Here is a 23,601-nt window from a genome sequence, read left to right as displayed (position 1 = left end):
GGTGTGAACCAGTTCGCCGGGTAACGCTTTATTACGCCCCGTTACAGCTCCCTCACAATTTTCCACCCTGGTACCATTGCGAAATCCCGGGTCAGCGACAAAACTGGCGGCTGCCCATTTCCTTTTGCATCATTTAACAAAACCAACAAATGCAGGTGGCACATACCGCACACTTGGCAGGAGACCTTTACACATGAGAGTTCGCACGCTGCTGCTTGTTCTGAGTCTGTCCATGGTTTCACTGACCTCCGTCGCTGAAACACTCAAGCTGGGCCTCAACTATCCCCAGTCCGGCCGCTACCAGGACCAGGGCCTGCAACAGCGCCTGGGGGCTTTCCTGGCGGTGGACGAGATCAACCAGCAGGGGGGCATTCTCGGACAGCAGGTCGAGCTGGTCATCCGTAACACCCGCAGTGATCCGGAACGGGGTGCCCGCAATACCGCGGAGCTGATTGATGAGCACGACGTGAAGATGCTGTTTGGCGGGGTGTCCTCTGCCGTTGCCATTGCCTCGGGCAAGGCTGCGAAAGAGCGGGACCGGATCTACTTCGGCACCCTCACCTATTCCAATGCCACCACGGGCAGTGCCGGACACACTCACATGTTCCGGGAACCCTACAACGCCTGGATGTCCGCCAAGGCGCTGGGCCGGTACCTGAGTGAGACCCACAGTGACAGCAACTACTACTATATCACCGCGGATTACACCTGGGGCTGGTCGGTGGAGGAATCCCTGCGCCAGTTCACCAGCACCAATGACACCGGCGCCCACCCCGGCGTCACCACACCCTTCCCCACAGCCCTGACCAGCGACTTCCAGGCGGCACTGGAACAGGCCGCCGCCAGCGACGCTGAGGTTCTGGCACTGGTGCTGTTCGGTGACGACATGGTTCGCGCGATCAATATTGCCTACTCCATGGGGCTCCACAAGCGCATGCAGATCGTTGTTCCCAATATCACCCTGGGTATGGCACGGCAGGTTGGCCCAACCATCATGGAAGGGGTCATCGGTGCGGTGCCCTGGGTCTGGAACCTGCCGGCGGAAATGGGTTACCAGCGGGGTGAAGCCTTCGTGAAGGCGTTCTCGGAACAGTACGAGATGCGCCCGTCTTCAGCAGCAGCCTCCGCCTACAGCATTGTGCATCAGTACCGGGACGCCGTGGAGCGGGCCGGCACCACCAATACCGCGGATGTCATCAGGGCACTTGAGGGTCATCGCTATTCGCTGCTGAAAGACGAGCAGGAGTGGCGGGCCTTTGACCACCAGAATGTGCAGTCCGTCTACGTGGTCAAGTTGCGGCCCCGGGAGCAGGTGCTGGCGGACGAGTACTCCGCCGACTACTTCGAGATTGTCTACTCGCTGCCCGGTAACGAGGCTGCCCGCACGCTGGAAGAGTGGCAGAAAGACCGGCGGAAAGCCGGAATGCCCCTCACCCTTCAATAACACGAAAAGGAGATAATCACCGTCATGATACGCCGCCTTACCCTGGCTCTTGTTCTGCTGCTGACCAGTCTGTCCAGCGTCGCCCAGGAAGCCCTGAAGATCGGGCTCAACTATCCCCAGTCCGGCCGGTATGAATACCTGGGCCTGCAACAGCGCCTGGGGGCCTTCCTGGCCGTTGAGGAGATCAACGAGTCAGGGGGCATCCTGGGACGCCCTGTTGAAATGGTTATCCGTAATACCCGGCTCAATCCGAAACGCGGCGTTGCCAACGTTCACGAAATGATTGACGAGCACGACGTCCAGATGATCTTCGGCGGTGTCTCATCCGCAGTTGCCATCGCTTCCGGGAAGGCTGCGAAAGAGCGGGACCGGATCTACTTCGGTACCCTGACCTACGCCAATGCCACCACCGGCAGCGCCGGCCATACCCACATGTTCCGGGAATCCTACAACGCCTGGATGACCGCCAGCGCCATCGGGCAGTATATGGCCGAGCACTACAGCGACAAAAAGTACTTCTACATTACCGCCGATTATTCCTGGGGCTATTCGGTGGAAGAATCCATGCGGGCCCAGTCGGGAACGGACGACACCGAGCGCCATCCGGTTACCCGCACCCCCTTCCCCAACGCCCGTACCCGCGACTTCCAGACTGCACTGGAGGCCGCTGAAGCGAGCAATGCCGACGTGCTGGTGCTGATCCTCGGGGGCGGTGACATGGTACGCGCAGTGAACATGGCCCACGACATGGGCCTGAAGGACAAGATGCAGATCGTCTGGCCGAACACCAGCCTGGGTACCGCCCTGCAACTGGGCCCGTCACTGATGGAGGGCATTATCGGCGCGGCGCCCTGGTTCTGGAACCTGCCCTACGAGAAAGGCCATGAGCGGGGCATCGCTTTCGTTGATGCGTTCTCCGATGCCTACGACATGAGGCCCTCCTCGGCAGCGGCGTCTGCATACAGCATTGTCTATCAGTACAAGGACGCGGTGGAGCGGGCCGGCACGACCAATACCGCCGACGTGATCAGGGCACTGGAGGGGCATCGCTATTCGCTGCTGAAGGATGAACAGGAATGGCGCGCCTTTGATCACCAGAACGTGCAGTCAGTCTACGTAGTTCGCATGAAACCGAGGGCAGAGGTTATCCAGGACAAATACTACAGCGCGTTTTACGAGATTCTGGATACGATTCCCGGCGAGCAGGCCGCACGGACGCTGGAGCAGTGGCAGGAGGCCCGGCGCGAGGCCGGCGCTCCCCTGACCCTGCAATAACCGCCAAGGCGTCTGCAGCTTCAGGCTTGCTGCAGGCGCCGGACCGCTTCCAGCCAGCCGGCGTAGAGCCGGTCCCGGTCTGTCTTGGACATGGTCGGCTCGAAGCGGCGCTCACAACGCCACAGCTTCTCGATCTCTTCAAGGTCCTTGTACACACCAGCCTGCAGACCGGCGAGAAACGCGGCCCCCAGGGCGGTGGTCTCGATCACCTCCGGCCGGTCGACAGTGGCACCAAGAATATCCGCCAGGAACTTCAGCACCCAGTTATTCACCACCATGCCCCCGTCCACACGCAGGGCTATGGGACGTACGCCGTCGTCTTCCATGGCCTTCTGCAGGTCCTTGGTCTGATAGCACACAGACTGCAACCCGGCGGTAACGATCTCCTTGATGCCGGTGTCCCGGGTCAGCCCGAACATGGCCCCCCGGGCCTTGGGATCCCAGTGGGGCGCCCCCAGGCCGGTGAACGCCGGCACCAGGTAGACACCGTGATCCACCGGGGTCTGTTCAGCCAGCATTTCGCACTCATCCGCCATGCGGATCAGGCTGAGACCATCCCGCAGCCACTGGATGGCGGCACCAGCGATGAAGATACTGCCTTCCAGGGCGTAGGTGGTCCTGCCGTTCAGGCGGTATCCCACGGTGGTCAGTAGCCGGTTGGAGGATTTCAGCGCCCGGTCGCCAGTGTTGAGAATCAGGAAGCAGCCGGTGCCGTAGGTGCTTTTTGCCGTACCCTCGGCAAAACAGGTCTGGCCAAACAGGGCTGCCTGCTGGTCCCCGGCGATACCGCCGATCGTTACGCCGGCGGCGGGCAGGTCGTCGGCAATGGTCCCGAAATCGGAGGCACAGTCACGGACGTCCGGTAACAGGGACCCGGGAATGCCAAACAGTTCCAGTAGGTGCGGGTCCCAGCGCTGTTCATGGATATTGAACAGCATGGTGCGGGAGGCATTGGTGGCATCCGTCAGAAAGGAGCGGCCACCGGTCAGGCGCCAGAGCAGGAAGGTGTCCACGGTACCAAAGGCCAGTTCGCCCCGCTCGGCCCGTTCCCGTGCATCCGGCACGTTGTCCAGCACCCAGCGGATCTTGGTGGCGGAAAAATAGGGGTCAATGAGCAGACCGGTGCGCTCGGTCACCGCCGGCTCGTGGCCGTCTTCCTTGAGTTGCTGGCACAGGCCCGCAGTGCGGCGATCCTGCCAGACGATGGCGTTATGCACCGGTTTGCCGGTCACCCGGTCCCAGAGGATGGTGGTTTCCCGCTGGTTGGTAATGCCGGTACCGAGTATCTGGTCCGCACTGACGCCATTGTTGTCGAGCACCGCCTTGCAGGTGGCGACGACGGTGTCCCAGATGGCTTCCGGGTCGTGTTCCACCCAGCCGCTGTCCGGATAGATCTGATCGAATTCCTGTTGCTCCACGGCATGGATCTGGCCTTCCCGGGTGAAAAGAATGGCCCGGGAGCTGGTGGTGCCCTGGTCGATGGCCAGCAGATACTGTGTCATGGGTGGTCATGCTCCTTGTTATTGTTGACCCGCTTTGCTGCTTAAACGTTGTTATCCTGAAAGAACAGTGTGGCGCCCTTCTCCGCCACCGAGGCACCCTGGCGGAACCAGCTGAAAAGTTCCCGGCCCAGTCCGGCCTGGTTGCCGGAGAGCGCCGCGGGGGCCGGCTCACGGGAGGCCAGTTCGTCGGCGGTGAGAGCGACGGACAGCTCCCCCCGGGTGGCGTCCACCCGAATCATATCACCATCACGAACCTTCGATAGCGGCCCGCCCCGGGCGGCTTCCGGGTAGACATGAATGGCCGCCGGCACCTTGCCGCTGGCACCGGACATACGGCCGTCGGTCACCAGCGCCACCTGGTAGCCCCGGTCCTGCAGGCTGCCCAGATAAGGCGTCAGCTTGTGCAGTTCCGGCATACCGTTGGCCGCCGGTCCCTGCCAGCGCACCACCGCCACGAAATCCATATCCAGCTCACCTCGCTCGAACGCATCCGCCAGATGGGACTGGTCATCAAACACACGGGCAGGCGCGTTCACCACACGATGCACCGGGGCCACCGCCGACGTCTTGATAATACCCCGGCCCAGATTGCCCTGAACGATGGTCAGGCCACCCTCTGGATCAAAGGGTTGCGAAACAGGCCGCAACACTCCGGCATCCAGCGTTTCCGTTGGCGCCGGCTGCCAGGTCAGTTTCCCGTTGTCCAGCGTCGGCACCCGGGTGTAGGCCCGTAGCCCCGGCCCCATCACTGTCTCCACATCCTCATGCAGCAGACCGGCGTCCAGCAGCTCACGGATCAGCAACGGTGTGCCCCCGGCCTGGTGAAAGTGGTTCACATCCGCCTCGCCATTGGGATATATCCGCGTCAGCAGGGGGGTGACCCGGGACAACTCGGCGTAGTCATCCCAGTCGATCACGATCCCGGCAGCCCGGGCGATGGCCACCCAGTGCAGGGTATGGTTGGTAGACCCTCCGGTAGCCAACAGTGCCACCAGCCCGTTGACGATGCTCTTTTCCGACACCATGTGGGCCAGCCCCCTGTCACCGCCGTTGGGTCGGGACAGCCGGATGACCTGCTCTGTCGCAGCCCGGGTCAGTGCCTCCCGAAGCGGTGTGCCCGGGTTGACGAACGCGGCGCCTGGCAGGTGCAGGCCCATGACCTCCACCAGCAGCTGGTTGCTGTTGGCAGTGCCATAAAACGTACAGGTGCCGGGGCTGTGGTAGGACTGGCTTTCCGCCTCCAGCAGCTCTTCCCGCCCCACCCTGCCCTCGGCATACAGCTGCCGGATGCGCTGCTTCTCCTTGTTGGGCAGGCCCGAGGGCATGGGGCCGGCCGGCACCAACACCGTGGGCAGATATCCGAAACTGAGCGCACCGATCAGCAGGCCGGGAACGATCTTGTCGCAGATACCAAGCAACAGGGTGGCATCAAACATGTTGTGGCTCAGGGCCACGGCGGTGCTCATGGCAATGACGTCCCGGGACACCAGGCTCAGCTCCATGCCCGGCTGGCCCTGGGTAACGCCATCACACATGGCCGGCGTACCGCCGGCGAACTGGGCCACGGAGCCCATGCCGTGGGCCGCCTGGCGGATTACATCAGGGAAAGTGGCGTAGGGCTGATGGGCCGAAAGCATATCGTTGTAGGCAGAAACCATGGCCACATTGGCCTGGTTCATCAGTTTCAGGGTCTGCTTGTCACCTGGCTGGCAGGCGGCAAAACCGTGGGCCAGATTACCGCAGGAGAGCGATGCCCGGTGAGGTGACTGGCGGCCCAGGGCGTCCATCCGCCGAAGGTAGTCTTGCCGGCTGTCCCTGCTGCGCCGGATAATCCGTTCAGTAACCCGGGTAACTGTGGGGTTCATGGAAGCCCTCCTTCACCATTCTGTTACACTCTGACAGTATCATGACTGCCCGTTGACCCATACGCCCTGTCGCCATCACAAGGAACCGAAACACCATGCCTGAGCAGCTCCGGCGCACCAAGATCGTTGCCACCCTCGGCCCAGCCACCGATGCCCCGGAGGCCCTTGAGCGCATTATCCGCGCCGGCGTGGATGTCACCCGCCTGAATTTTTCCCACGGTAGTGCCGAAGAGCACCGCGAGCGGGCCCGGCAGGTGCGGGAGGCCGCTGCCCGGGCAGGCCGGTTCGTGGCCGTTCTGGCGGACCTCCAGGGCCCAAAGCTGCGCATTGCCCGGTTCCGGGATAACAAGGTAACCCTTCGGGCCGGCGAGACCTTCGTGCTGGATGCTGCCATGGACAAGGAAGCCGGCGATGACCAGGCTGTTGGCATTGATTACGAACAGCTTATCCGCGACGTGGTACCCGGCGATATCCTGGTGCTGGACGACGGCCGCATCGAGATGGAAGTGACCCGGGTGGACGATCACAGCATCACCTCCACCGTGCTGATCGGCGGCCCCCTGTCCAACAACAAGGGGCTCAACAAGCGCGGCGGCGGTCTGTCCGCCGATGCCCTGACCAGCAAGGACCGGGAAGACATCATCACCGCGGCACGGCTGGAAGCGGACTATGTCGCCGTCTCCTTCGTCCGCACCGCTGACGATATGCACACCGCACGACAGCTGTTACGGGACGCAGGTTCCCGGGCCGGCCTGGTGGCCAAGATCGAGCGTGCCGAACTGGCCCACGACACCGACGCCCTGGATTCGGTAATCCTGGCCTCTGACGCTGTTATGGTCGCCCGGGGCGACCTGGCGGTGGAAATCGGCGATGCCGAACTGGTCGCCGTGCAGAAACACATCATTGGCCGTGCCCGGGCCCTCAACCGGGTCGTCATCACGGCGACACAGATGATGGAATCCATGATCGACAACCCCATGCCCACCCGGGCAGAAGTCTCCGACGTGGCCAATGCGGTCATGGATTACACCGACGCCGTCATGCTGTCCGCCGAAACCGCCGTGGGCGACTATCCGGTGCAGGCCGTCGAAGCCATGGACCGCATCTGCAAGGGCGCCGAACGCCACCCGTCCATGCACCAGTCTGGCCACCGCATGCACGAGGACATGGAACGGGTTGATGAAGCCATCGCCCTGTCAGCCATGTATGCGGCCAACCACCTGCAGGGGGTTACGGCCATCATCTGTCTGACCGAAACCGGTGCCACGCCTCTGCTCATGTCCCGTATCAAATCCGGGTTGCCGATCTTTGCCTTTTCGCGCCATTTCTCCACCCAGCACAAGGTGGCGCTCTACCGGGGTGTGCAGACGGTTCCGTTTGACTCCGCCGAGGTGGCCCCGGACCAGACCAACGCCCTGGCGGTAAAACAGTTACAGGACCGGGGTATCGTCAACCCCGGTGACCTCGTGGTGGTTACCAAGGGCGACTACGTCAATGCCCAGGGCGGCACCAACACCATGAAAATCCTGCGGGTTGGCGACGACATCCGTTAAGGGCGGTCCGCCTGGCCCCTGCAGCTGGCGAGGCTCTCCTTCGCCAGCCGGGCAATGCCCGCCCAGTCTCCTGCACTAACCCTGGACTCCGGGGTCAGCCAGGTGCCACCCACCGCCAGCACATTGTCCAGCGCCAGGTATTCGCAGGCGGTGTTCTGGCGTATTCCGCCAGTCGGACAGAAAGAAACGTCCGGAAAAGGACCGGAGAAGGCCTGAAGGGCCTTTATCCCACCCGACACGGCCGCCGGGAAAAACTTGAACGAACGGTATCCCAGCTCATAACCCAGCATCAGCTCGGAAACTGTCGCCACACCCGGCAGTAATGGCGCATTGGCCGTCAGACCGTAGTCCAGCAGTCGGGGCGTAATGCCGGGGCTGACCACAAACCGGGCGCCGGCGCTCTCCGCCTGCCGGTAAGCGGCCGGGTCTGTCACAGTGCCCGCCCCTACCCGTACCTCGGCGGGCAGTCGCTTACTGAGCAATTCGATGGCGGGCAGGGCCTGGGGCGTACGCAGGGTAATTTCCAGCACCCGGATGCCCGCCTCCAGCAGAGCGTCGGCCAGCGGCAATGCATCCGCCGTCCGGTGAAGGGAAATCACCGGAATGATGGGCCCTGCCGCGAGAACCGCTGCAATGCGATGTTTCTGGTCGTCTGATAGTCCTGCCATGCCTGCTGCTCCTGCTTCCGGGTTCCTGGCGGCGATGCGATAAGGTCTCTAACGCAGCGACTCCCCGGGGCACCAGAAGATCTCCAGAGGTTGCCTGAAAAACACGCGTATGGGTCGCTCACTTATGGCATCCGGCTGGGCGAGAGCCTGCTCCAGCGCTCGCCGCTTGTCTTCACCCTGAACCAACAACACCGTTGCGCCGGCCCCCGAGAGCGCCCTTGCGCTGAGCGACAAACGCGCTGTTGGCTGCGACAGGGGACTCATGGCGACCACCAGGGGCGCGTTATCCGCCAGCCCTGCCTCCAGTTCCGGGGCATCCGGAAACAGCGAGGCTGTGTGGCCGTCCTCGCCCATTCCAAGCACAACCACCGATGCCGGCCAGGGCAGTGCCTGCAACCGATTGCTGGCTTCCGCAGCGGCTATCCCCGGAGCAGGCTGCCCTTCAGCCAGTAGCTCATGGAAACTGGCGCCTGCCGCCCGCTGCTGCAGTAAAGACTGCCGGATCATGCGGCTGTTGCGCGCCGGGTCGTCTTCTGCCACCCAGCGCTCATCCGATGGCACCACGTGCACCCGTGCCCAGTCCAGCTCTGCAATGGATAGCTCCCCCAGGAAAGCCCCGGGCGTTGTGCCCCCGGAAACCACCAGCAGTGCCTCACTTTGTTGCGCCAGTGTCTGGCGCAACTGTCCGGCCACCCTTGCAGCCACTGTGGCCGCGAGTGTTTCGGCCTTCTCATTGTGGTACAGCGTGACCGGCAGACCCGGTATCGTTTCAGGCATCTTCATACCAGCTCCGGCCGTCCCGGGTGATCATGGCGATGGAGGCGACCGGCCCCCAGGTACCCGCAGCGTAGCGTTTGGGGTGGGCGCCGCACTCCTCGCAATTGGCCAGCAGCTGGTCCACCCAGCGCCACGCATACTCCACCTCGTCGCGACGCACGAACAGGTACTGGTTGCCTTTCATAACTTCCAGCAACAGTCGTTCATAGGCGTCCGGAATCCTGTCGGTCTCGAAAGCCTCGGCAAAGGTCAGTTCCAGGGGCCCCTGCCGCAGACGCATGCCACGACTCAGTCCCTGGTCCTTGGTAAGTATCTGCAGGGCCATGCCCTCATCCGGCTGCAGGCGGATGATCAGCTTGTTGTTGGCCAGGTGCTTCTGGTCCGGGTCGAAGATGTAGTGGGGTGCCGGCTTGAAGTGAACAATGACTTCGGAACGCTTCTCGGGTAACCGCTTGCCCGTGCGGATATAGAACGGCACACCGGCCCAGCGCCAGTTCTCGATTTCCACCTTGAGAGCAATGAACGTTTCCGTATGGCTGGGTCCCTCGGCATCTTCCTCCTCCAGATACCCCGGAACCGGAACCCCCTCGGCAGTTCCCGCAGTGTACTGGCCCCGCACCAGGTGGGTGCTGATCCGCTCCGGTGTCAGCGGGGACAGCGCCTTGAGCACCTTCACCTTCTCATCACGGATGCTGTCCGGAGACAGGTCTGACGGCGGGTCCATGGCCAGCAGACAGAGCAGCTGCAGCAAATGGCTCTGGACCATGTCCCGCAGCTGTCCGGCGCTGTTGAAATAGGACCAGCGGCCATCCACCCCCACGCTCTCCGCCACCGTGATCTCCACGTGGGAAATATGGTTCTGGTCCCACTGGGAAGCGAACAGGTTATTGGCGAAGCGCAGGGCAATCAGGTTCTGGACCGTTTCCTTGCCCAGGTAGTGGTCGATACGGTAGATGTTCTCTTCCCGGAAGACCCCTGCCAGCTGGTCATTGAGCTCACGGGAGGACGACAGGTCCTGGCCGATGGGTTTCTCAACCACTACCCGTGTCCGCTCATCACAGCATCCGGCATCCCGCAGGTGGCCGGTGATCTGGTCATACAGCGCCGGAGGTGTGGCGTAGTAGAGAACCAGCGTATTGGTCCCGGGCCCCTGGTGGTGCCAGTCGCCGAGCTGCTGATAACCCATGCCATCGGCGAAATCCAGCCTCAGATAGCTGACCCGGGCCAGAAACCCTTCCACTTCCGACGCCTCCACTGCGCTGGCCCCCAGATGCTCCTCCAGGCTCTGACCAATCTGATACCGGGCCTCGGCCTCACTCAGATCGCGCCTGGCCAGGGCCAGGATACGACTCTCTTCCGATAGCAGGCCGGCCCGGTACAGGTGATACAGGGCCGGAAAGAGCTTTCTGGATGCCAGATCGCCCATGGCCCCGAAAAGGGCCAGGTCACAGGCCGGACTCCCCATTTTGGTGCCTCCGGAAGGTCAGCAGGGTGATTACAGGAGCAACATACAAAAAGCATGACAACACCCCGACAGGATTGCCAGCTTTTCGGGAGACCATTGATATTCCCGCGCCAATGGCTTTCAGGTCCCGAAACAAAAAAGGTCTGCCGCGGGAGTCCGGGGCAGACCTTGGGTTGCAGGGCAGCTTGCAGAGCCGGCGTCAGGGCCGTTCGATTTCCGCCTGCTCTCGCAGTGTCCGGACGTAGGCGTTATACTCCTGCTGGCCGTTCATCTGTGCCAGGAACTGCGCCATGTTACGGACCTCCTCGCTTTCGGTGTCCACGTCGCCGTCACTGACGTCAGTCAGGGCGATAACCACCAGGTCGGACCCAATCACAGCGGTACCGAGGCTGTACCCGTCCTCATCAGGCGTCGGCAGGGAAAATGCCCTGGCCTGAACCGGCTCGGGTACCGCGGAACGGTTACGCACCACTTCCGTATAGGCAGTCCAGTCATCACCGTCCGGGCTCAGCTGTCCCTCCCGGAGCTGGTCAAGGACCCGGTCTGCGCGCTCCTGCAGCAACGACAGGGTCTGCTCACGCTCCAGACGCTCCCGAATACGATCTGCCACTTCCTCCAGTGGCTGGGGCGCCTCCGGGTAGTGCTCTCTCACCCGCGCAACCACCGCGGTGTTCTGGTCCACATCAATCAGCTCGGTATTGAAGCCATCGTTCAGCACATCGGCTGAAAAGAGCTGACGGACGAGGCCTGCGTGATCAAAGGGCGCTTCGTTATCGTCCCGGGTAACACCGCTGCGGGTCTGCACTTCGAGATCAAACTGTTCTGCGGGGTCCTCCAGGTTTTCGGAAGAGAATGCCATGTCTGACAGTTCTGTGCGCTGACGGGCAAACTCGTCGCCGGCCCGGGCCTGGGCCAGCTGACTGCGGATTTCAGGGGCCATTTCCTCGAAAGCGGGGGGCTCGGACGTCCGGATATCCAGCAGTTTGATGAAATGGGTGCCATAGTCGGTTTCCACGGGGCCTGCCACTTCGCCCTCTTCCAGGGACAGCATGGCCTCGTCATAGTCGCCCCCCAGGTCACCCTCTCTCAGATAACCCAGGTCACCACCCTGTTCCGCTGACAGCGGATCATCGGAGAACTCCCGGGCCAGCTCAGCAAAATCCGCCCCTTCATCCAGGCGCTGCTGTATGGCCTGGATCCGCTCATCGGCGTCGTCGGCTTCCTCAATAAGGATATGGGCAGAGCGCCGTTCCTCGTAGCTCTGCTCGGCGACCAGCTCATCGTAACGCTCACGAACCTCATCCTCCGGCACTTCAATGCCCTCTGCCACCTGCTCCAGCGACAGTTCAATCCAGGCCACATCGACCGATTCGGGGCGGGTGAACTGCTGCTGGTTCTCGTTGTACCACTGCTCTACATCAGCGTCAGTAACCTCGACCTGATCGGCAACAGAGGCGGCCTCGAGCCTGAGGGTACTGAAGTCCCGGGTCTGGCTTTGGATAGCCAGCAACTGACGGGCAGCCTCCGCGGGAGCGATACCTCCGCGAACCACTGCCGTTCGAATCTGATTGCTGACGTAGTCCCGCTTGAGCAACTCACGGAATTCGGACACACCCATACCGAGATTGCGAACAAAGGAGGTGAAACTCTGCTGATTGAATTCACCGTCCACCTGGAATTGGGGCATGCTGACGATTAACTGATCAATCCCCTGGTCCGTCAGTTCCAGCCCCTGGTTGCCTGCGTCCTGGGCCAGTACTTCCGCCTGGATCATACTCTCCAGCACATCCCGGCGTATCTGGTCCTCATCCAGCAGGGTCGGGTCCGGGTTCTCCATCTCGCTGAGCTGTTGCTGGCTGGCAATCTGTACCATGCGCAGGAACTCCTGCTCGGTAATATCCTCACCGTTGACGGTGGCAACCTCCGGTTCGCCGCGGAAGCCCCCGACAATGGCGTCCATACCCCAGATTGACAGAGAAACGATCAATACAGCGATGATGATCTTGGCAATGGTGCCCTGGGCATTGTCCCGAATATCTTGAAGCATGGTCCTCCCGGATCGCTCGACCCCCCGTGCCGTCCAGATGGCACCAGGCTCAGCGTCAGGCCTCGTTCTGTGTTGCTCTGGAAACAGTCAGCCGAATCGCCCGGAACAACGGGGCCGGAACTTTACACACTGACTGAACGTAAAAAGGCGCACCCGGAATGGAATGCGCCTTGAATTCGGGCAGGGCGGCACAGGTGACTCGATACCGGCACCGCCTGCCGAAGGAGTCCGTTACTTGACGGCGTCCTTCAGAGCCTTGCCTGCCTTGAACCCGGGCACCTTGGAGGCCGGGATCTTGATCTCGGCACCAGTCTGCGGGTTGCGGCCAGTGCGTGCGGCGCGCTCCTTGACAGAGAAAGTACCAAAGCCGATCAGAGTAACCTGATCGCCTTTCTGGAGAGCGCCGGTGATGGAGTTGGTCATCGCATCCAGGGCACGGCCAGCGGCGGCCTTGGAGATATCGGCGGACTCTGCAATTGCATCGATAAGTTCGGACTTGTTCACACTAAACCCCTTCGATTTCAGGTTGGAGAAGTTCTCGGTCTGTTTATTTTTCTCGGACGTTTCCGACTATCGCATAAGCGGTCGGAGAATTCCATTTTTCACTTTTTTTATTCCCTGCGGTTGTTAACCGGTCCACGGAATAGGTCTTGATTGCGCGGGAGCCCTTGGTATTGGCTGCTTCACGGCGAAACAGTTATACCAACGGGCTCTCCGGCGTGTCAACAAAGCACTCAGCTTTTAATGTGTGTTGATTCGCTCTCCGGCGTCACTCTCGTCGTCCCGGGTGGCGCTTGCCTGGCCTTGGGTCGTCCCTGTATCGATCAGCGGCTCCGGCGTGTACTCCAGCGCGATGTCGAGTACCTCGTCAATCCACTTGACCGGGCGGATCTCCAGAGACTCTTTGATGTTGTCCGGTATCTCCTTGAGATCACGAACATTTTCATCAGGTATTATCACTGTCTTGATACCACCACGGTGAGCGGCAAGCAGTTTTTCCTTGAGGCCGCCAATGGCCAGGACCCGGCCCCGCAGAGTTATTTCGCCGGTCATGGCCACCTCCGCCCGGACCGGAATGCCGGTGAGCGATGACACCAGGGCCGTACACATGCCGATGCCCGCACTGGGACCGTCTTTAGGGGTTGCGCCCTCCGGCACATGAACGTGCAGGTCCTGTTTTTCGTGAAAATCATCACGGATTCCCAGTCCCGGTGCCCGGCTGCGAACGACGGTCAGGGCAGCCTGAATGGATTCCTGCATCACGTCCCCGAGTGAACCTGTCTTGACCACGCGCCCCTTGCCGGGCGTGACCGCAGTCTCGATGGTGAGCAGCTCACCGCCAACGGACGTCCAGGCAAGACCGGTTACCGAGCCTACCTGGTTCTTCTCTTCGGCCAGGCCGTACTTGAACTTACGGACACCGGAATAGTCCTCGAGCTTCTCCGGAGTCAGCTCAAGGGCGGTCTTCTCGCCCTTCTCCACGTGTTCCCGGACCACCTTGCGACAGATCTTGGCCAGCTCCCGCTCAAGGCCCCGCACACCGGCTTCGCGGGTGTAGTAGCGGATCAGGTCCCGGAGGGTCTGCTCCGGTACCAGCAGCTCGTCCTTCTTGAGGCCATTGGCCTTGAGCTGCTTCGGCAGCAGGTACTTGAGGGCGATATTGACCTTCTCGTCCTCGGTGTAGCCCGGAATACGGATGATTTCCATCCGGTCCAGCAGGGCCGGCGGAATGTTCATGGAGTTGGAGGTGCACACGAACATCACATCGGACAGGTCGTAGTCCACTTCCAGGTAATGATCGTTGAAGGTGTGGTTCTGCTCCGGGTCCAGTACCTCCAGCAGCGCTGAAGCCGGGTCGCCCCGGTGGTCCATACCCATCTTGTCGATCTCATCGAAAAGGAACAGCGGGTTCTTCACACCGACTTTCGACAGCTTCTGAAGCAACTTGCCCGGCAGCGCACCAATATAGGTCTTGCGGTGGCCGCGAATCTCGGCCTCATCCCGCACGCCACCCAGGGCCATACGGGTGTACTTGCGGTTAGTGGCCCGGGCAATGGACTGACCCAGGGAGGTCTTGCCCACACCAGGGGGGCCGACCAGGCAAAGTACCGGCCCCTTCACCTTCTTCACACGGCTCTGTACCGCCAGGTATTCCAGGATGCGGGTCTTTACCTCGTCGAGACCATAATGGTCCTCGTCCAGGATCTCACGGGCCTTCTCGATATCGTGGCGGACCCGGCTGCGTTTCTTCCAGGGGATGGACAGCATCCAGTCGATATAGCCCCTCACTACGGTAGCTTCCGCAGACATGGGCGACATCATCTTGAGCTTGTTGAGCTCCGCGTCGACTTTCTTGCGTGCTTCTTCCGGCAGGCCGGCCTCTTCGATCTTCTGCTCAAGGTCGTCGAAGTCACCGCCGCCTTCCCCCAGAGAGCCCATTTCCTTCTGGATGGCCTTCATCTGTTCGTTGAGGTAGTACTCCCGCTGGCTCTTTTCCATCTGTTTCTTGACCCGGCCGCGGATACGTTTTTCCACTTCAATCAGGTCAATCTCGCTGTCCAGCCGGCCCAGCAGCAGTTCCACGCGATTACGGATATCCAGTGCTTCCAGCAATTCCTGCTTTTCCGGCACCTTCAGCTCAAGGTGAGCCGCCATGGTATCCGCCAGGCGTTCCACCTCGTTGATGCCCTGCAATGCACTGGACACTTCCGAGGGGACCTTGCGGGACATCTTGACGTACTTCTCGAACTCTTCAGTGAGGGTACGGACCAGAACATCCTCTTCCCGCTCCGGCAGGGAGTCGGTCTCCAGCGGGCTGGCGGTGGCAGTCAGGTATTCACCTTCAGCCACGGCGTCCAGCCGGGCACGGGCGTTGCCTTCCACCAGCACCTTCACAGTGCCATCGGGCAGCCGCAGCATCTGCAGGACCGTGGCGAGGGTGCCCACATCGAACACATCGGAAGGGCCGGGGTCATCGGTGCCCGCATCCCGCTGAGAAACCAGCAGGATTTCCTTGCTACCCTCCATGGCCGCTTCCAGGGCCTGGATAGACTTTTCACGCCCCACAAACAGCGGAACCACCATGTGAGGGAAAACAACCACGTCCCGAAGGGGAAGCATAGGGTATTCGGTACGGGTTTCTGGAGTCGGGGTCATAAGGAATCCTCTGACGACATTTCTTTCAGCATACCACCGAACATTGGGGTTATTCGCGGGATTGCAATGTTTTTACAGGGCCTTTGCACCACAGAAATCCATCCGTGAGGCAATACTCGAAAACAGCGGACAGCGGGCACAAAAAAAGGGCGTTGCCGCCCTTTCTCTGTGCCCGGACGGATCCGGTATCAATGGCTTCAGTCTTCCGGAACTGCCTTGGCGTGGTCGCTACTGGCGTAGATCTTGAACGGTTCGGAATCGCCGTTGATCACGCTTTCGTCGATAACCACCTTGGTCACATCAGGCTCGGAAGGAATCTGGTACATGGTGTCCAGCAGTGTGGCCTCCATAATGGAACGCAGACCACGGGCACCCGTCTTGCGCTCCATGGCCTTGCGGGCCACCGCACGCAGGGCGTCATCCCGGAAGTCCAGCTCTACCCCTTCCATATCGAACAGCTTCTGGTACTGCTTGGTCAGGGCATTCTTGGGCTCCGTGAGGATCTGCACGAGGGCTTCCTCGTCCAGTTCCGTCAGGGTGGCTACCACCGGCAGACGACCGACAAACTCGGGGATCAGACCATACTTGACCAGGTCTTCTGTCTCGACATTCCGGATAATGTCGCCAGTATTCCTGGTGTCGTCCTGACTGGCTACCGAGGCCGAGAAACCGATGCTGTTCTTTTCGGTACGCTCGCGGATCACCTTGTCCAGGCCCGCAAAGGCGCCACCACAGATAAACAACATATTGCCGGTGTCCACCTGCAGGAACTCCTGCTGGGGATGCTTGCGGCCGCCCTGGGGCGGTACCGAAGCCACCGTGCCTTCGATCAGTTTCAGCAGCGCCTGCTGCACGCCCTCACCGGATACATCACGGGTGATGGACGGATTGTCAGACTTGCGGGAAATCTTGTCGATCTCGTCGATGTAGACGATGCCCCGCTGGGCCTTGTCAACGTCGTAATCACACTTCTGCAGCAGCTTCTGGATGATGTTCTCGACATCCTCCCCCACGTAACCGGCTTCGGTCAGGGTGGTGGCATCAGCAATGGTGAACGGCACATTGAGCATACGCGCCAGGGTTTCCGCCAGCAGCGTCTTACCACTACCGGTGGGACCGATCAGCAGGATGTTACTCTTGCCGAGCTCCACATCACCCTTGCCCTCGCCATAGCGCAGGCGCTTGTAGTGATTATAGACAGCCACCGACAGCACTACCTTGGCGCGGTCCTGGCCAATCACGTACTCGTTGAGGGTGTTGCGGATTTCCGAAGGTGTCGGCAGGCGGTCACTGGCCTCTTCCTGCGCACTCTCCTGGATTTCCTCCCGGATAATGTCGTTGCACAGGTCGACACACTCGTCGCAGATGAATACCGACGGCCCTGCAATGAGCTTACGGACTTCATGCTGGCTTTTTCCGCAAAACGAGCAGTACAGCAACTTGCCGTTATCGTCGCCCCTGCCGTTTCTTTCATCTGCCATTGAATTACCTCTGGTCTGGTTTTCGGTGCCAATGTATGGCGTGGTATGCACCGTTACCGCTTTGGAATTTCACTAGAGTACGCAGCCATACACCGATTCGACTACCGTCAGTATTATTTATTCGGGACGCGCTTATCAAGTACGGTGTCGATAAGCCCGTACTCCTTTGCCTGATGCGGGTCCATGAAGTTGTCGCGGTCGGTGTCCCTGGCGATGGTTTCCAGGTCCTGACCGGTATGCTCCGCCAGAATACGGTTCAGGGTGTCACGGATCTTGAGAATTTCCTTTGTATGGATCTCGATATCCGTCGCCTGGCCCTGATAGCCACCGAGAGGCTGATGAATCATGACCCGGGAGTTAGGCAGGCACGCCCGCTTGCCAGAAGCACCACCCGCAAGGAGGAATGCACCCATGCTGGCCGCCTGGCCAACACACAGGGTCGCCACATCAGGCTTGATAAACTGCATGGTGTCATAGATGGACATGCCGGCCGTGACCGAACCACCCGGGCTGTTGATGTACAGGTGGATGTCCTTGTCCGGGTTTTCGGACTCCAGAAACAGCAACTGCGCGACAATCAGGTTGGCCATGTGGTCTTCCACCGGGCCGACCATGAAAATGACCCGCTCCTTCAGGAGCCTTGAGTAAATATCGAAGGACCGCTCACCACGAGAGGTCTGCTCGATGACCATCGGAATCAATGCCGCGTTGGCGTCCATGGAGGAACCATCAAAAGGTTTCTGGGACATGTGTGCCTGCACTCCTTATCGGATTCGGACTGAATGGTTCTGAACAAAGAAACAGCCGGGCGGGCCGGCTGCTTCTCCTCCGGGCGCTCAGCCCGGGGCAAGTATCTGGCACTTAGCCCCGCTGTTGCTGGGCTACCTGGATGACATCGTCGTAGCTGGCTTTCTTTTCCTTAACTTTGGCCTGATCGAGGACAAAGTCAACCACTGTGTCTTCCAGTACAACCGACTCAATCTGGGCCTTCTGCTCCGGATTGCTGTTGAAGTGGGTCACCACTTCTTCCGGCTGCTCGTAGGTTGAGGCGATCTCACGAATCTTCTCGTCAACCTTTTCGTCATCCGCCTTCAGGTCGTTGGCCTTGACGATTTCCTGGAACAGCAGGCCGGTCTTGACGCGACGGGCAGCCTGGTCCTGGAAGATTTCCTTCGGCAGTTGCTGCGGATCCATCTGGCCACCGAATCGTTGTACGGCGTCATTGCGCAGACGATCAATTTCCTGATCAATCAGGGCCTGGGGAACGTCTACCTCGGTAGTTTCCAGCAGTCCGTCAACCACGTCGTTCTTCACTTTGGCAGACATGGCCTGCTTGAGTTCCCGCTCCATGTTCTTCTTCACTTCCTCACGGAAGGCTTCCTCGGAGTCGGCCTCGATTCCGAAACGCTGGAAGAACTCCTCATTCAGCTCAGGCAGCTGGGGCTCTTCCACCTTCTTGACGCTGATCTCGAACTTCGCGGGCTTACCCTTGAGGTCCTCGTTATGGTAATCCTCGGGGAAAGTCACCTCGACCTCGATATCCTCACCGGTCTTGGCGCCAACAATGCCCTTCTCGAACCCGGGAATCATCTGGCCGGAGCCCAGCTCCAGGCGATGATCCTGGGCTTCGCCGCCCTCAAAGGCCTCACCATCGATGTAGCCCTTGAAGTCAATGGTCACCGTGTCCTTGTTCTTGGACTTGCGCTTGACTTCCTTCATGGTGGCCTGCTGGCGACGCAGGTTATCGATCATCTTGTCGATATCCTTGTCGGTCACCTCGGCAACCATCTTCTCGACTTCGATCTTGCTCAGGTCACCCAGTTCGATTTCCGGCAGAACCTCGAAAACGGCAATGAACTCCAGGTCCTTGCCCTCTTCCATGGTCTTCGGCTCGAAACGGGGCCAGCCCGCCGGGGACACATCACTCTCTTCCAGTGCCTTGACGTAACTGTCGCGCATGACTTCGCCAACCACTTCCTGGCGAACGCTGTCACCGAAACGACGCTTGACCACCTTGTAGGGCACCTTGCCGGGGCGGAAGCCATTCATACGTACGGTGCGCGCGGTTTCCTGAAGACGCTTTTCAACCGCCTTGTCGATTTCCTGGGCGGGCACACCAATCGTCATCCGACGCTCGATGTTTGACGTCGTTTCAACAGACACTTGCATGGAAGTTCCTCAAATTACCGAATCAGTTAAGTGGATTTGGGTTTGGTTAAAAGGCGTAGTCTATCACGGAACAAACAATGGAGAGAATCACCTGGAACGCAGGAAATCAGGCATCGAACGGGAGGAAAGCGATTTTGTGACCGGAATGCGAAAGATGATAGCAAACTGACCGGTTTGGCCGGTAAATGGTGCGAGAGGAGAGACTCGAACTCTCACGGGTTGCCCCACTGGAACCTAAATCCAGCGCGTCTACCAGTTCCGCCACTCTCGCAAACGATGTGACCGTATCCTGCAACTTTTTCCCCGGCCTGAAAAGGCTTTGGGCCAGGCACGGAAAACAGGGAGAACAGATCAGAATAAAGAGGGAAATGGGGTGGACGAAGGGGTTCGAACCCTCGACCGCAGGAGTCACAATCCTGAGCTCTACCAACTGAGCTACGTCCACCATAATCATTTCAAACACCGCTGCCGGATGGAACCGACTGGCAGTCACCTTGCGAGACTGTGTGTCCGAGTCTACCTGAACCGCTGTTGGCGCGCCCGGCAGGACTCGAACCTGCGACCATCCGCTTAGAAGGCGGATGCTCTATCCAGCTGAGCTACGGGCGCTTGACCGTTTGCCCACCTGAACATCCAGTGTGGGTTGGTCGGGGTAGAGAGATTCGAACTCCCGACATCCTGCTCCCAAAGCAGGCGCGCTACCAGACTGCGCTATACCCCGTAACCTGAACAACAGATGCCTCAGCAAAGTTGGCGCGCATATTACCGGCGGATCCGGGAGGCGTCAACCGGCACATCACCATTTTTCTCCGGAAACTGCCGGAACACAAGCCCCCGTGTTGCGCCAGCAATTGGCGCAGGAACGGTTCCATGCGAGAATGGCCGCCTTCATTTTCACCTGACAGATATTCCCATGACCGCAGAACTCATAAACGGAAAAGAGATCGCCGCGGGCATCCGCCAGCAAGTCGCTGCCGGCGTAGAAGCCCGGCGCCAGAAAGGCCTGCGTGCACCCGGCCTCGCCGTCGTACTGGTCGGTAGCGACCCCGCCTCCCAGGTATACGTGGGCAACAAGCGCAAGGCCTGTGAGGCCGCCGGCATTCACTCCCTGTCCTACGACCTTCCTGCCGATACCTCCCAGGAAGCCCTGGAAGCACTGGTGGATGAGTTGAACGAAAACCCCGAGGTGGACGGCATCCTGGTGCAACTGCCCCTCCCCGACCACCTGGACGACGACCCCATCCTGGTGCGCATCCGCCCGGACAAGGACGTCGACGGCTTCCACCCCTACAATATCGGCCGCCTGGTCCAGCGCCAGCCTGCGCTTCGCCCCTGCACCCCCAGAGGCATCATTACCCTGCTGGACAGCATCAACACCCCCTACAAGGGGCAGCATGCGGTTATCGTCGGCGCATCCAACATTGTCGGACGCCCCATGTCCATGGAACTGCTCCTGAAGGGCGCCACAACCACGGTCACCCACCGTTTCACCAGGGACCTGGAAAAGTTTGTCGGCGAAGCGGACATCCTGATTGCGGCCGCCGGTAAACCGGGACTGATCAAGGGGGAATGGATCAAGCCCGGCGCCACCGTTATTGATGTGGGCATTAACCGGATGGCAGACGGCAAACTGCGGGGCGATGTGGAGTTCGAGGCCGCCTGCGAACGGGCGGCATACATCACTCCAGTGCCGGGCGGTGTTGGACCGATGACCATTGCCACGCTGCTGCAGAATACGCTCTATGCGGCGAATGTGCTGCATACCGACTGAGAAAGTGATTCCCCCACGGGACCAACAGCCCTTCGCGGAGTGTTACGGCCCTTCGACAGGCTCCCTTCGACAGGCTCAGGGCGAACGGCCTTATTTCTCCGTTCGCCCTGAGCCTGTCGAAGGGCCGTGAATTCCGTGGCTAACATTGATTTTCATCAACAAAAGCCGGCCAATAAAAAACCCCGCACGGCGAAAACCGGGCGGGGTTTGTGGATCAGTTCAGACAATTACTGTCCGAACTTCTCCTTCGCCTTGAGGCGGTAGGCATGCAGAAGCGGCTCGGTATAGCCGTTCGGCTGCTCGCGGCCCTTCAGAACCAGGTCCAGGGCAGCCTGGAAGGCCACGCTGTCATCAAAGTTCGGCGCCATATTGCGGTAAGACGGGTCACCCTCGTTCTGGCGATCCACCACCGCCGCCATGCGCTTCATGGTGCTGACAATCTGCTCTTCGCTGCAGATACCGTGGTACAGCCAGTTGCACAGCAGCTGGGACGAGATACGCAGGGTGGCGCGGTCTTCCATCAGGCCAACGTCATTGATATCCGGCACCTTGGAACAACCGACACCCTGGTCGATCCAGCGGACCACATAGCCGAGAATACCCTGGGCGTTATTGTCCAGCTCTTCCTGGATCTCACCTTCGGACAGGGACTTGGGATCATCCATCACCGGAACGGTGAGAATGTCATCCAGGGCCGCGCGCTGACGGCTCTCAAGCTGCTTCTGCACATCGGCCACATTGACCTGGTGGTAATGGATCGCGTGCAGGGTAGCTGCGGTCGGAGACGGAACCCACGCTGTATTGGCGCCGGCCTTCGGGTGACCGATCTTGGCTTCCAGCATTCCCTTCATCAGGTCCGGCATGGCCCACATGCCCTTGCCGATCTGGGCAACACCACGGAAACCGGTTTCCAGGCCGATGTCCACGTTCCACTGCTCATAGGCCTGGATCCAGGCAGCCTGTTTCATCGGCCCCTTGCGAATAAACGGACCCATTTCCATGGAGGTGTGGATCTCGTCGCCGGTGCGGTCCAGGAAGCCCGTATTGATGAACACGGCACGTTCTTTGGCAGCGTGGATACAGGACTTCAGGTTGACCGTGGTACGGCGCTCCTCGTCCATAATGCCCACCTTCAGGGTGAAGCGCGGCAGACCCAGGGCATCTTCCACCTTGCCAAAAAACTCGTTGGTGAACGCCACTTCTTCCGGGCCGTGCATCTTGGGCTTCACAATATAGACGGAGCCGGTAGTGCTGTTCTGGTACTGACCGTTACCCTTCAGGTCATGGATAGCGATCAGGGAAGTGATCAGGCCATCCATCAGGCCTTCAGGCACTTCACTGCCATCCTTCAGCAATATGGCCGGGTTGGTCATCAGGTGACCGACGTTGCGAACGAACATCAGGCTGCGACCCTTGAGACTCAGCTCGCGGCCATCGGCACCGGTGTATACCCGGTCAGCGTGCATGCGACGGGTCATCATCTCACCGCCCTTCTGGAAGCTCTCTTCCAGATCAGCTTTCATCAGGCCCAGCCAGTTACGGTAAGCCAGCGCCTTGTCGTCGGCATCGACGGCGGCAACGGAGTCTTCGCAGTCCATGATAGTGGTCAGGGCAGACTCCATGAGCACGTCCTTGACGTGGGCGCCGTCATCCTGGCCGATGGGATGGCTGGCATCGATCTGGATTTCGAAATGCATGCCGTTCTTCACCAGCAGGATGCCGGTGGGTTCGCTCTCAGAGCCGGTGTAACCCACAAAGCCGGCCTCGTCTTTCAGCCCGGTGGTGTCACCGTTCTGCAGCTTGACCACCAACTTGCCACCCTCAACCTGGTACTTCGCGGCATCCTTGTGGCTGCCGGAAGCCAGCGGAGCAGATTCGTCCAGCAGGTTGCGGGCAAACTCAATAACCTTCGCGCCACGGACCGGGTTGTAGCCGGGCCCCTTCTGGGCGCCGCCTTCCTCGGAGATGACGTCAGTGCCGTAGAGGGCATCGTACAGGCTGCCCCAGCGGGCATTGGCGGCATTCAGGGCGAAACGACCGTTCATCACCGGCACAACCAGCTGCGGGCCGGCCATGGTGGCAATCTCCGGGTCCACGTTGGAAGTGGAGATCTTGAACTCGCCCGGCTCGTCCACCAGGTAGCCGATTTCCTTCAGGAAGGACTTGTACTCGTCCATATTGAACGGCTGACCTTTGCGGTTGCGGTACCAGCCGTCCATTTTTTCCTGGATATCGTCACGCTTGGCAAGCAGCTCCTTGTTACGGGGCGCCAGTTCGTGGACGATCCTGTCAAATTCCGCCCAGAATTTGTCAGCGTCGACGCCGGTTCCCGGAATCGCTTCGTTGTTCACGAAATCGAACAGGTTCTTAGCGACCTGCAGGTCGCCGACTTGCACGCGTTCAGTCATCGTTGTCTGCCTCAGTGTTG

At 60.3% G+C, this 23,601-nt stretch carries 16 protein-coding genes and 4 tRNA genes; 4 read left to right on the top strand and 16 right to left on the bottom strand.

What is annotated here, in order from left to right:
* The first annotated feature begins 193 nt into the window (after positions 1 to 193).
* Positions 194 to 1,444, top strand: coding sequence for an ABC transporter substrate-binding protein (locus ACESMZ_RS01865; protein ID WP_372972114.1), 1,251 nt, complete (start codon positions 194 to 196; stop codon positions 1,442 to 1,444).
* Between the two features lie 24 nt (positions 1,445 to 1,468).
* Entirely contained in the window at positions 1,469 to 2,719 is a 1,251-nt protein-coding gene (locus ACESMZ_RS01860) for an ABC transporter substrate-binding protein (RefSeq protein ID WP_372956397.1), read from the top strand.
* 20 nt (positions 2,720 to 2,739) lie between these two features.
* Here the strand turns inward: ACESMZ_RS01860 and glpK are convergent, their stop codons facing one another.
* Together glpK and edd are read right to left on the bottom strand one after the other, a co-directional pair.
* The gene (gene glpK, locus ACESMZ_RS01855; protein WP_372956396.1) at positions 2,740 to 4,221 is read right to left on the bottom strand and encodes a glycerol kinase GlpK; all 1,482 of its coding nucleotides are present in this window, start codon (positions 4,219 to 4,221) and stop codon (positions 2,740 to 2,742) included.
* A gap of 41 nt (positions 4,222 to 4,262) precedes the next feature.
* Positions 4,263 to 6,086: a phosphogluconate dehydratase gene (gene edd, locus ACESMZ_RS01850; RefSeq protein WP_372956395.1), complete on the bottom strand. Its 1,824-nt coding sequence runs from the start codon at positions 6,084 to 6,086 to the stop codon at positions 4,263 to 4,265.
* A 95-nt stretch (positions 6,087 to 6,181) separates the two neighbouring features.
* Between edd and pyk the strand changes: the two genes are divergently transcribed.
* Entirely contained in the window at positions 6,182 to 7,639 is a 1,458-nt protein-coding gene (gene pyk, locus ACESMZ_RS01845) for a pyruvate kinase (RefSeq protein ID WP_372956394.1), read from the top strand.
* Here pyk and ACESMZ_RS01840 read toward each other — a convergent pair.
* From ACESMZ_RS01840 to ACESMZ_RS01780, 13 genes are all read right to left on the bottom strand, one after another.
* Positions 7,636 to 8,307, bottom strand: a complete 672-nt coding sequence (locus ACESMZ_RS01840; protein WP_372956393.1) for a bifunctional 4-hydroxy-2-oxoglutarate aldolase/2-dehydro-3-deoxy-phosphogluconate aldolase — start codon at positions 8,305 to 8,307, stop codon at positions 7,636 to 7,638. The genes pyk and ACESMZ_RS01840 overlap by 4 nt on opposite strands.
* A gap of 48 nt (positions 8,308 to 8,355) precedes the next feature.
* Complete coding sequence (pgl, locus tag ACESMZ_RS01835; protein ID WP_372956392.1) at positions 8,356 to 9,090, bottom strand: 6-phosphogluconolactonase; 735 nt, start codon at positions 9,088 to 9,090, stop codon at positions 8,356 to 8,358.
* On the bottom strand, positions 9,077 to 10,549 hold the full coding sequence (gene zwf, locus ACESMZ_RS01830; RefSeq protein WP_372956391.1) for a glucose-6-phosphate dehydrogenase: 1,473 nt from the start codon (positions 10,547 to 10,549) through the stop codon (positions 9,077 to 9,079). The genes pgl and zwf overlap by 14 nt, the downstream gene beginning before the upstream one ends.
* A 199-nt stretch (positions 10,550 to 10,748) precedes the next feature.
* Positions 10,749 to 12,596: a SurA N-terminal domain-containing protein gene (locus ACESMZ_RS01825; RefSeq protein WP_372956390.1), complete on the bottom strand. Its 1,848-nt coding sequence runs from the start codon at positions 12,594 to 12,596 to the stop codon at positions 10,749 to 10,751.
* Positions 12,597 to 12,827: 231 nt separating this feature from the next.
* Positions 12,828 to 13,121 (bottom strand): HU family DNA-binding protein, encoded by a 294-nt coding sequence (locus ACESMZ_RS01820; protein ID WP_282450838.1) that lies wholly within the window; start codon positions 13,119 to 13,121, stop codon positions 12,828 to 12,830.
* A gap of 216 nt (positions 13,122 to 13,337) precedes the next feature.
* Positions 13,338 to 15,752, bottom strand: coding sequence for an endopeptidase La (lon, locus tag ACESMZ_RS01815; RefSeq protein ID WP_372972113.1), 2,415 nt, complete (start codon positions 15,750 to 15,752; stop codon positions 13,338 to 13,340).
* Positions 15,753 to 15,949: 197 nt separating this feature from the next.
* A complete protein-coding gene (gene clpX, locus ACESMZ_RS01810; RefSeq protein ID WP_372956388.1) occupies positions 15,950 to 17,233 on the bottom strand; it encodes an ATP-dependent Clp protease ATP-binding subunit ClpX in 1,284 nt (427 codons plus the stop codon).
* Positions 17,234 to 17,346: 113 nt separating this feature from the next.
* Positions 17,347 to 17,982, bottom strand: coding sequence for an ATP-dependent Clp endopeptidase proteolytic subunit ClpP (gene clpP, locus ACESMZ_RS01805; protein ID WP_372956387.1), 636 nt, complete (start codon positions 17,980 to 17,982; stop codon positions 17,347 to 17,349).
* A gap of 112 nt (positions 17,983 to 18,094) precedes the next feature.
* Complete coding sequence (tig, locus tag ACESMZ_RS01800; protein WP_372956386.1) at positions 18,095 to 19,402, bottom strand: trigger factor; 1,308 nt, start codon at positions 19,400 to 19,402, stop codon at positions 18,095 to 18,097.
* Between the two features lie 186 nt (positions 19,403 to 19,588).
* A tRNA-Leu gene (locus ACESMZ_RS01795) sits at positions 19,589 to 19,673 on the bottom strand.
* 98 nt (positions 19,674 to 19,771) lie between these two features.
* A tRNA-His gene (locus ACESMZ_RS01790) sits at positions 19,772 to 19,847 on the bottom strand.
* A gap of 87 nt (positions 19,848 to 19,934) precedes the next feature.
* Positions 19,935 to 20,011: transfer RNA gene (locus tag ACESMZ_RS01785), tRNA-Arg, on the bottom strand.
* A 35-nt stretch (positions 20,012 to 20,046) separates the two neighbouring features.
* A tRNA-Pro gene (locus tag ACESMZ_RS01780) sits at positions 20,047 to 20,123 on the bottom strand.
* Positions 20,124 to 20,315: 192 nt separating this feature from the next.
* Here ACESMZ_RS01780 and folD point away from each other — a divergent pair.
* Positions 20,316 to 21,173 (top strand): bifunctional methylenetetrahydrofolate dehydrogenase/methenyltetrahydrofolate cyclohydrolase FolD, encoded by an 858-nt coding sequence (gene folD / locus ACESMZ_RS01775; protein ID WP_372956385.1) that lies wholly within the window; start codon positions 20,316 to 20,318, stop codon positions 21,171 to 21,173.
* 227 nt (positions 21,174 to 21,400) lie between these two features.
* Here the strand turns inward: folD and ACESMZ_RS01770 are convergent, their stop codons facing one another.
* Positions 21,401 to 23,581 (bottom strand): malate synthase G, encoded by a 2,181-nt coding sequence (locus tag ACESMZ_RS01770; RefSeq protein WP_372956384.1) that lies wholly within the window; start codon positions 23,579 to 23,581, stop codon positions 21,401 to 21,403.
* Positions 23,582 to 23,601: the final 20 nt, after the last annotated feature.

Origin of the sequence: Marinobacter sp. (genome assembly GCF_041690615.1) — a bacterium.
GTDB lineage: Bacteria > Pseudomonadota > Gammaproteobacteria > Pseudomonadales > Oleiphilaceae > Marinobacter.
The sequence above is the reverse complement of the archived record's forward strand: the minus strand, read 5'-3'. Positions and strand labels throughout refer to the sequence as shown.

Bases quoted from the DNA above. Each gene is read 5' to 3' on its own strand.
- ACESMZ_RS01840 (WP_372956393.1), bottom strand. From the start codon at position 8,307: ATGGCAGGACTATCAGACGACCAGAAACATCGCATTGCAGCGGTTCTC.
- ACESMZ_RS01865 (WP_372972114.1), top strand. From the start codon at position 194: ATGAGAGTTCGCACGCTGCTGCTTGTTCTGAGTCTGTCCATGGTTTCA.
- ACESMZ_RS01860 (WP_372956397.1), top strand. From the start codon at position 1,469: ATGATACGCCGCCTTACCCTGGCTCTTGTTCTGCTGCTGACCAGTCTG.
- ACESMZ_RS01770 (WP_372956384.1), bottom strand. From the start codon at position 23,581: ATGACTGAACGCGTGCAAGTCGGCGACCTGCAGGTCGCTAAGAACCTG.
- zwf (WP_372956391.1), bottom strand. From the start codon at position 10,549: ATGGGGAGTCCGGCCTGTGACCTGGCCCTTTTCGGGGCCATGGGCGAT.
- lon (WP_372972113.1), bottom strand. From the start codon at position 15,752: ATGACCCCGACTCCAGAAACCCGTACCGAATACCCTATGCTTCCCCTT.
- clpP (WP_372956387.1), bottom strand. From the start codon at position 17,982: ATGTCCCAGAAACCTTTTGATGGTTCCTCCATGGACGCCAACGCGGCA.
- glpK (WP_372956396.1), bottom strand. From the start codon at position 4,221: ATGACACAGTATCTGCTGGCCATCGACCAGGGCACCACCAGCTCCCGG.
- edd (WP_372956395.1), bottom strand. From the start codon at position 6,086: ATGAACCCCACAGTTACCCGGGTTACTGAACGGATTATCCGGCGCAGC.
- clpX (WP_372956388.1), bottom strand. From the start codon at position 17,233: ATGGCAGATGAAAGAAACGGCAGGGGCGACGATAACGGCAAGTTGCTG.
- folD (WP_372956385.1), top strand. From the start codon at position 20,316: ATGACCGCAGAACTCATAAACGGAAAAGAGATCGCCGCGGGCATCCGC.
- pyk (WP_372956394.1), top strand. From the start codon at position 6,182: ATGCCTGAGCAGCTCCGGCGCACCAAGATCGTTGCCACCCTCGGCCCA.
- pgl (WP_372956392.1), bottom strand. From the start codon at position 9,090: ATGAAGATGCCTGAAACGATACCGGGTCTGCCGGTCACGCTGTACCAC.
- ACESMZ_RS01825 (WP_372956390.1), bottom strand. From the start codon at position 12,596: ATGCTTCAAGATATTCGGGACAATGCCCAGGGCACCATTGCCAAGATC.
- tig (WP_372956386.1), bottom strand. From the start codon at position 19,402: ATGCAAGTGTCTGTTGAAACGACGTCAAACATCGAGCGTCGGATGACG.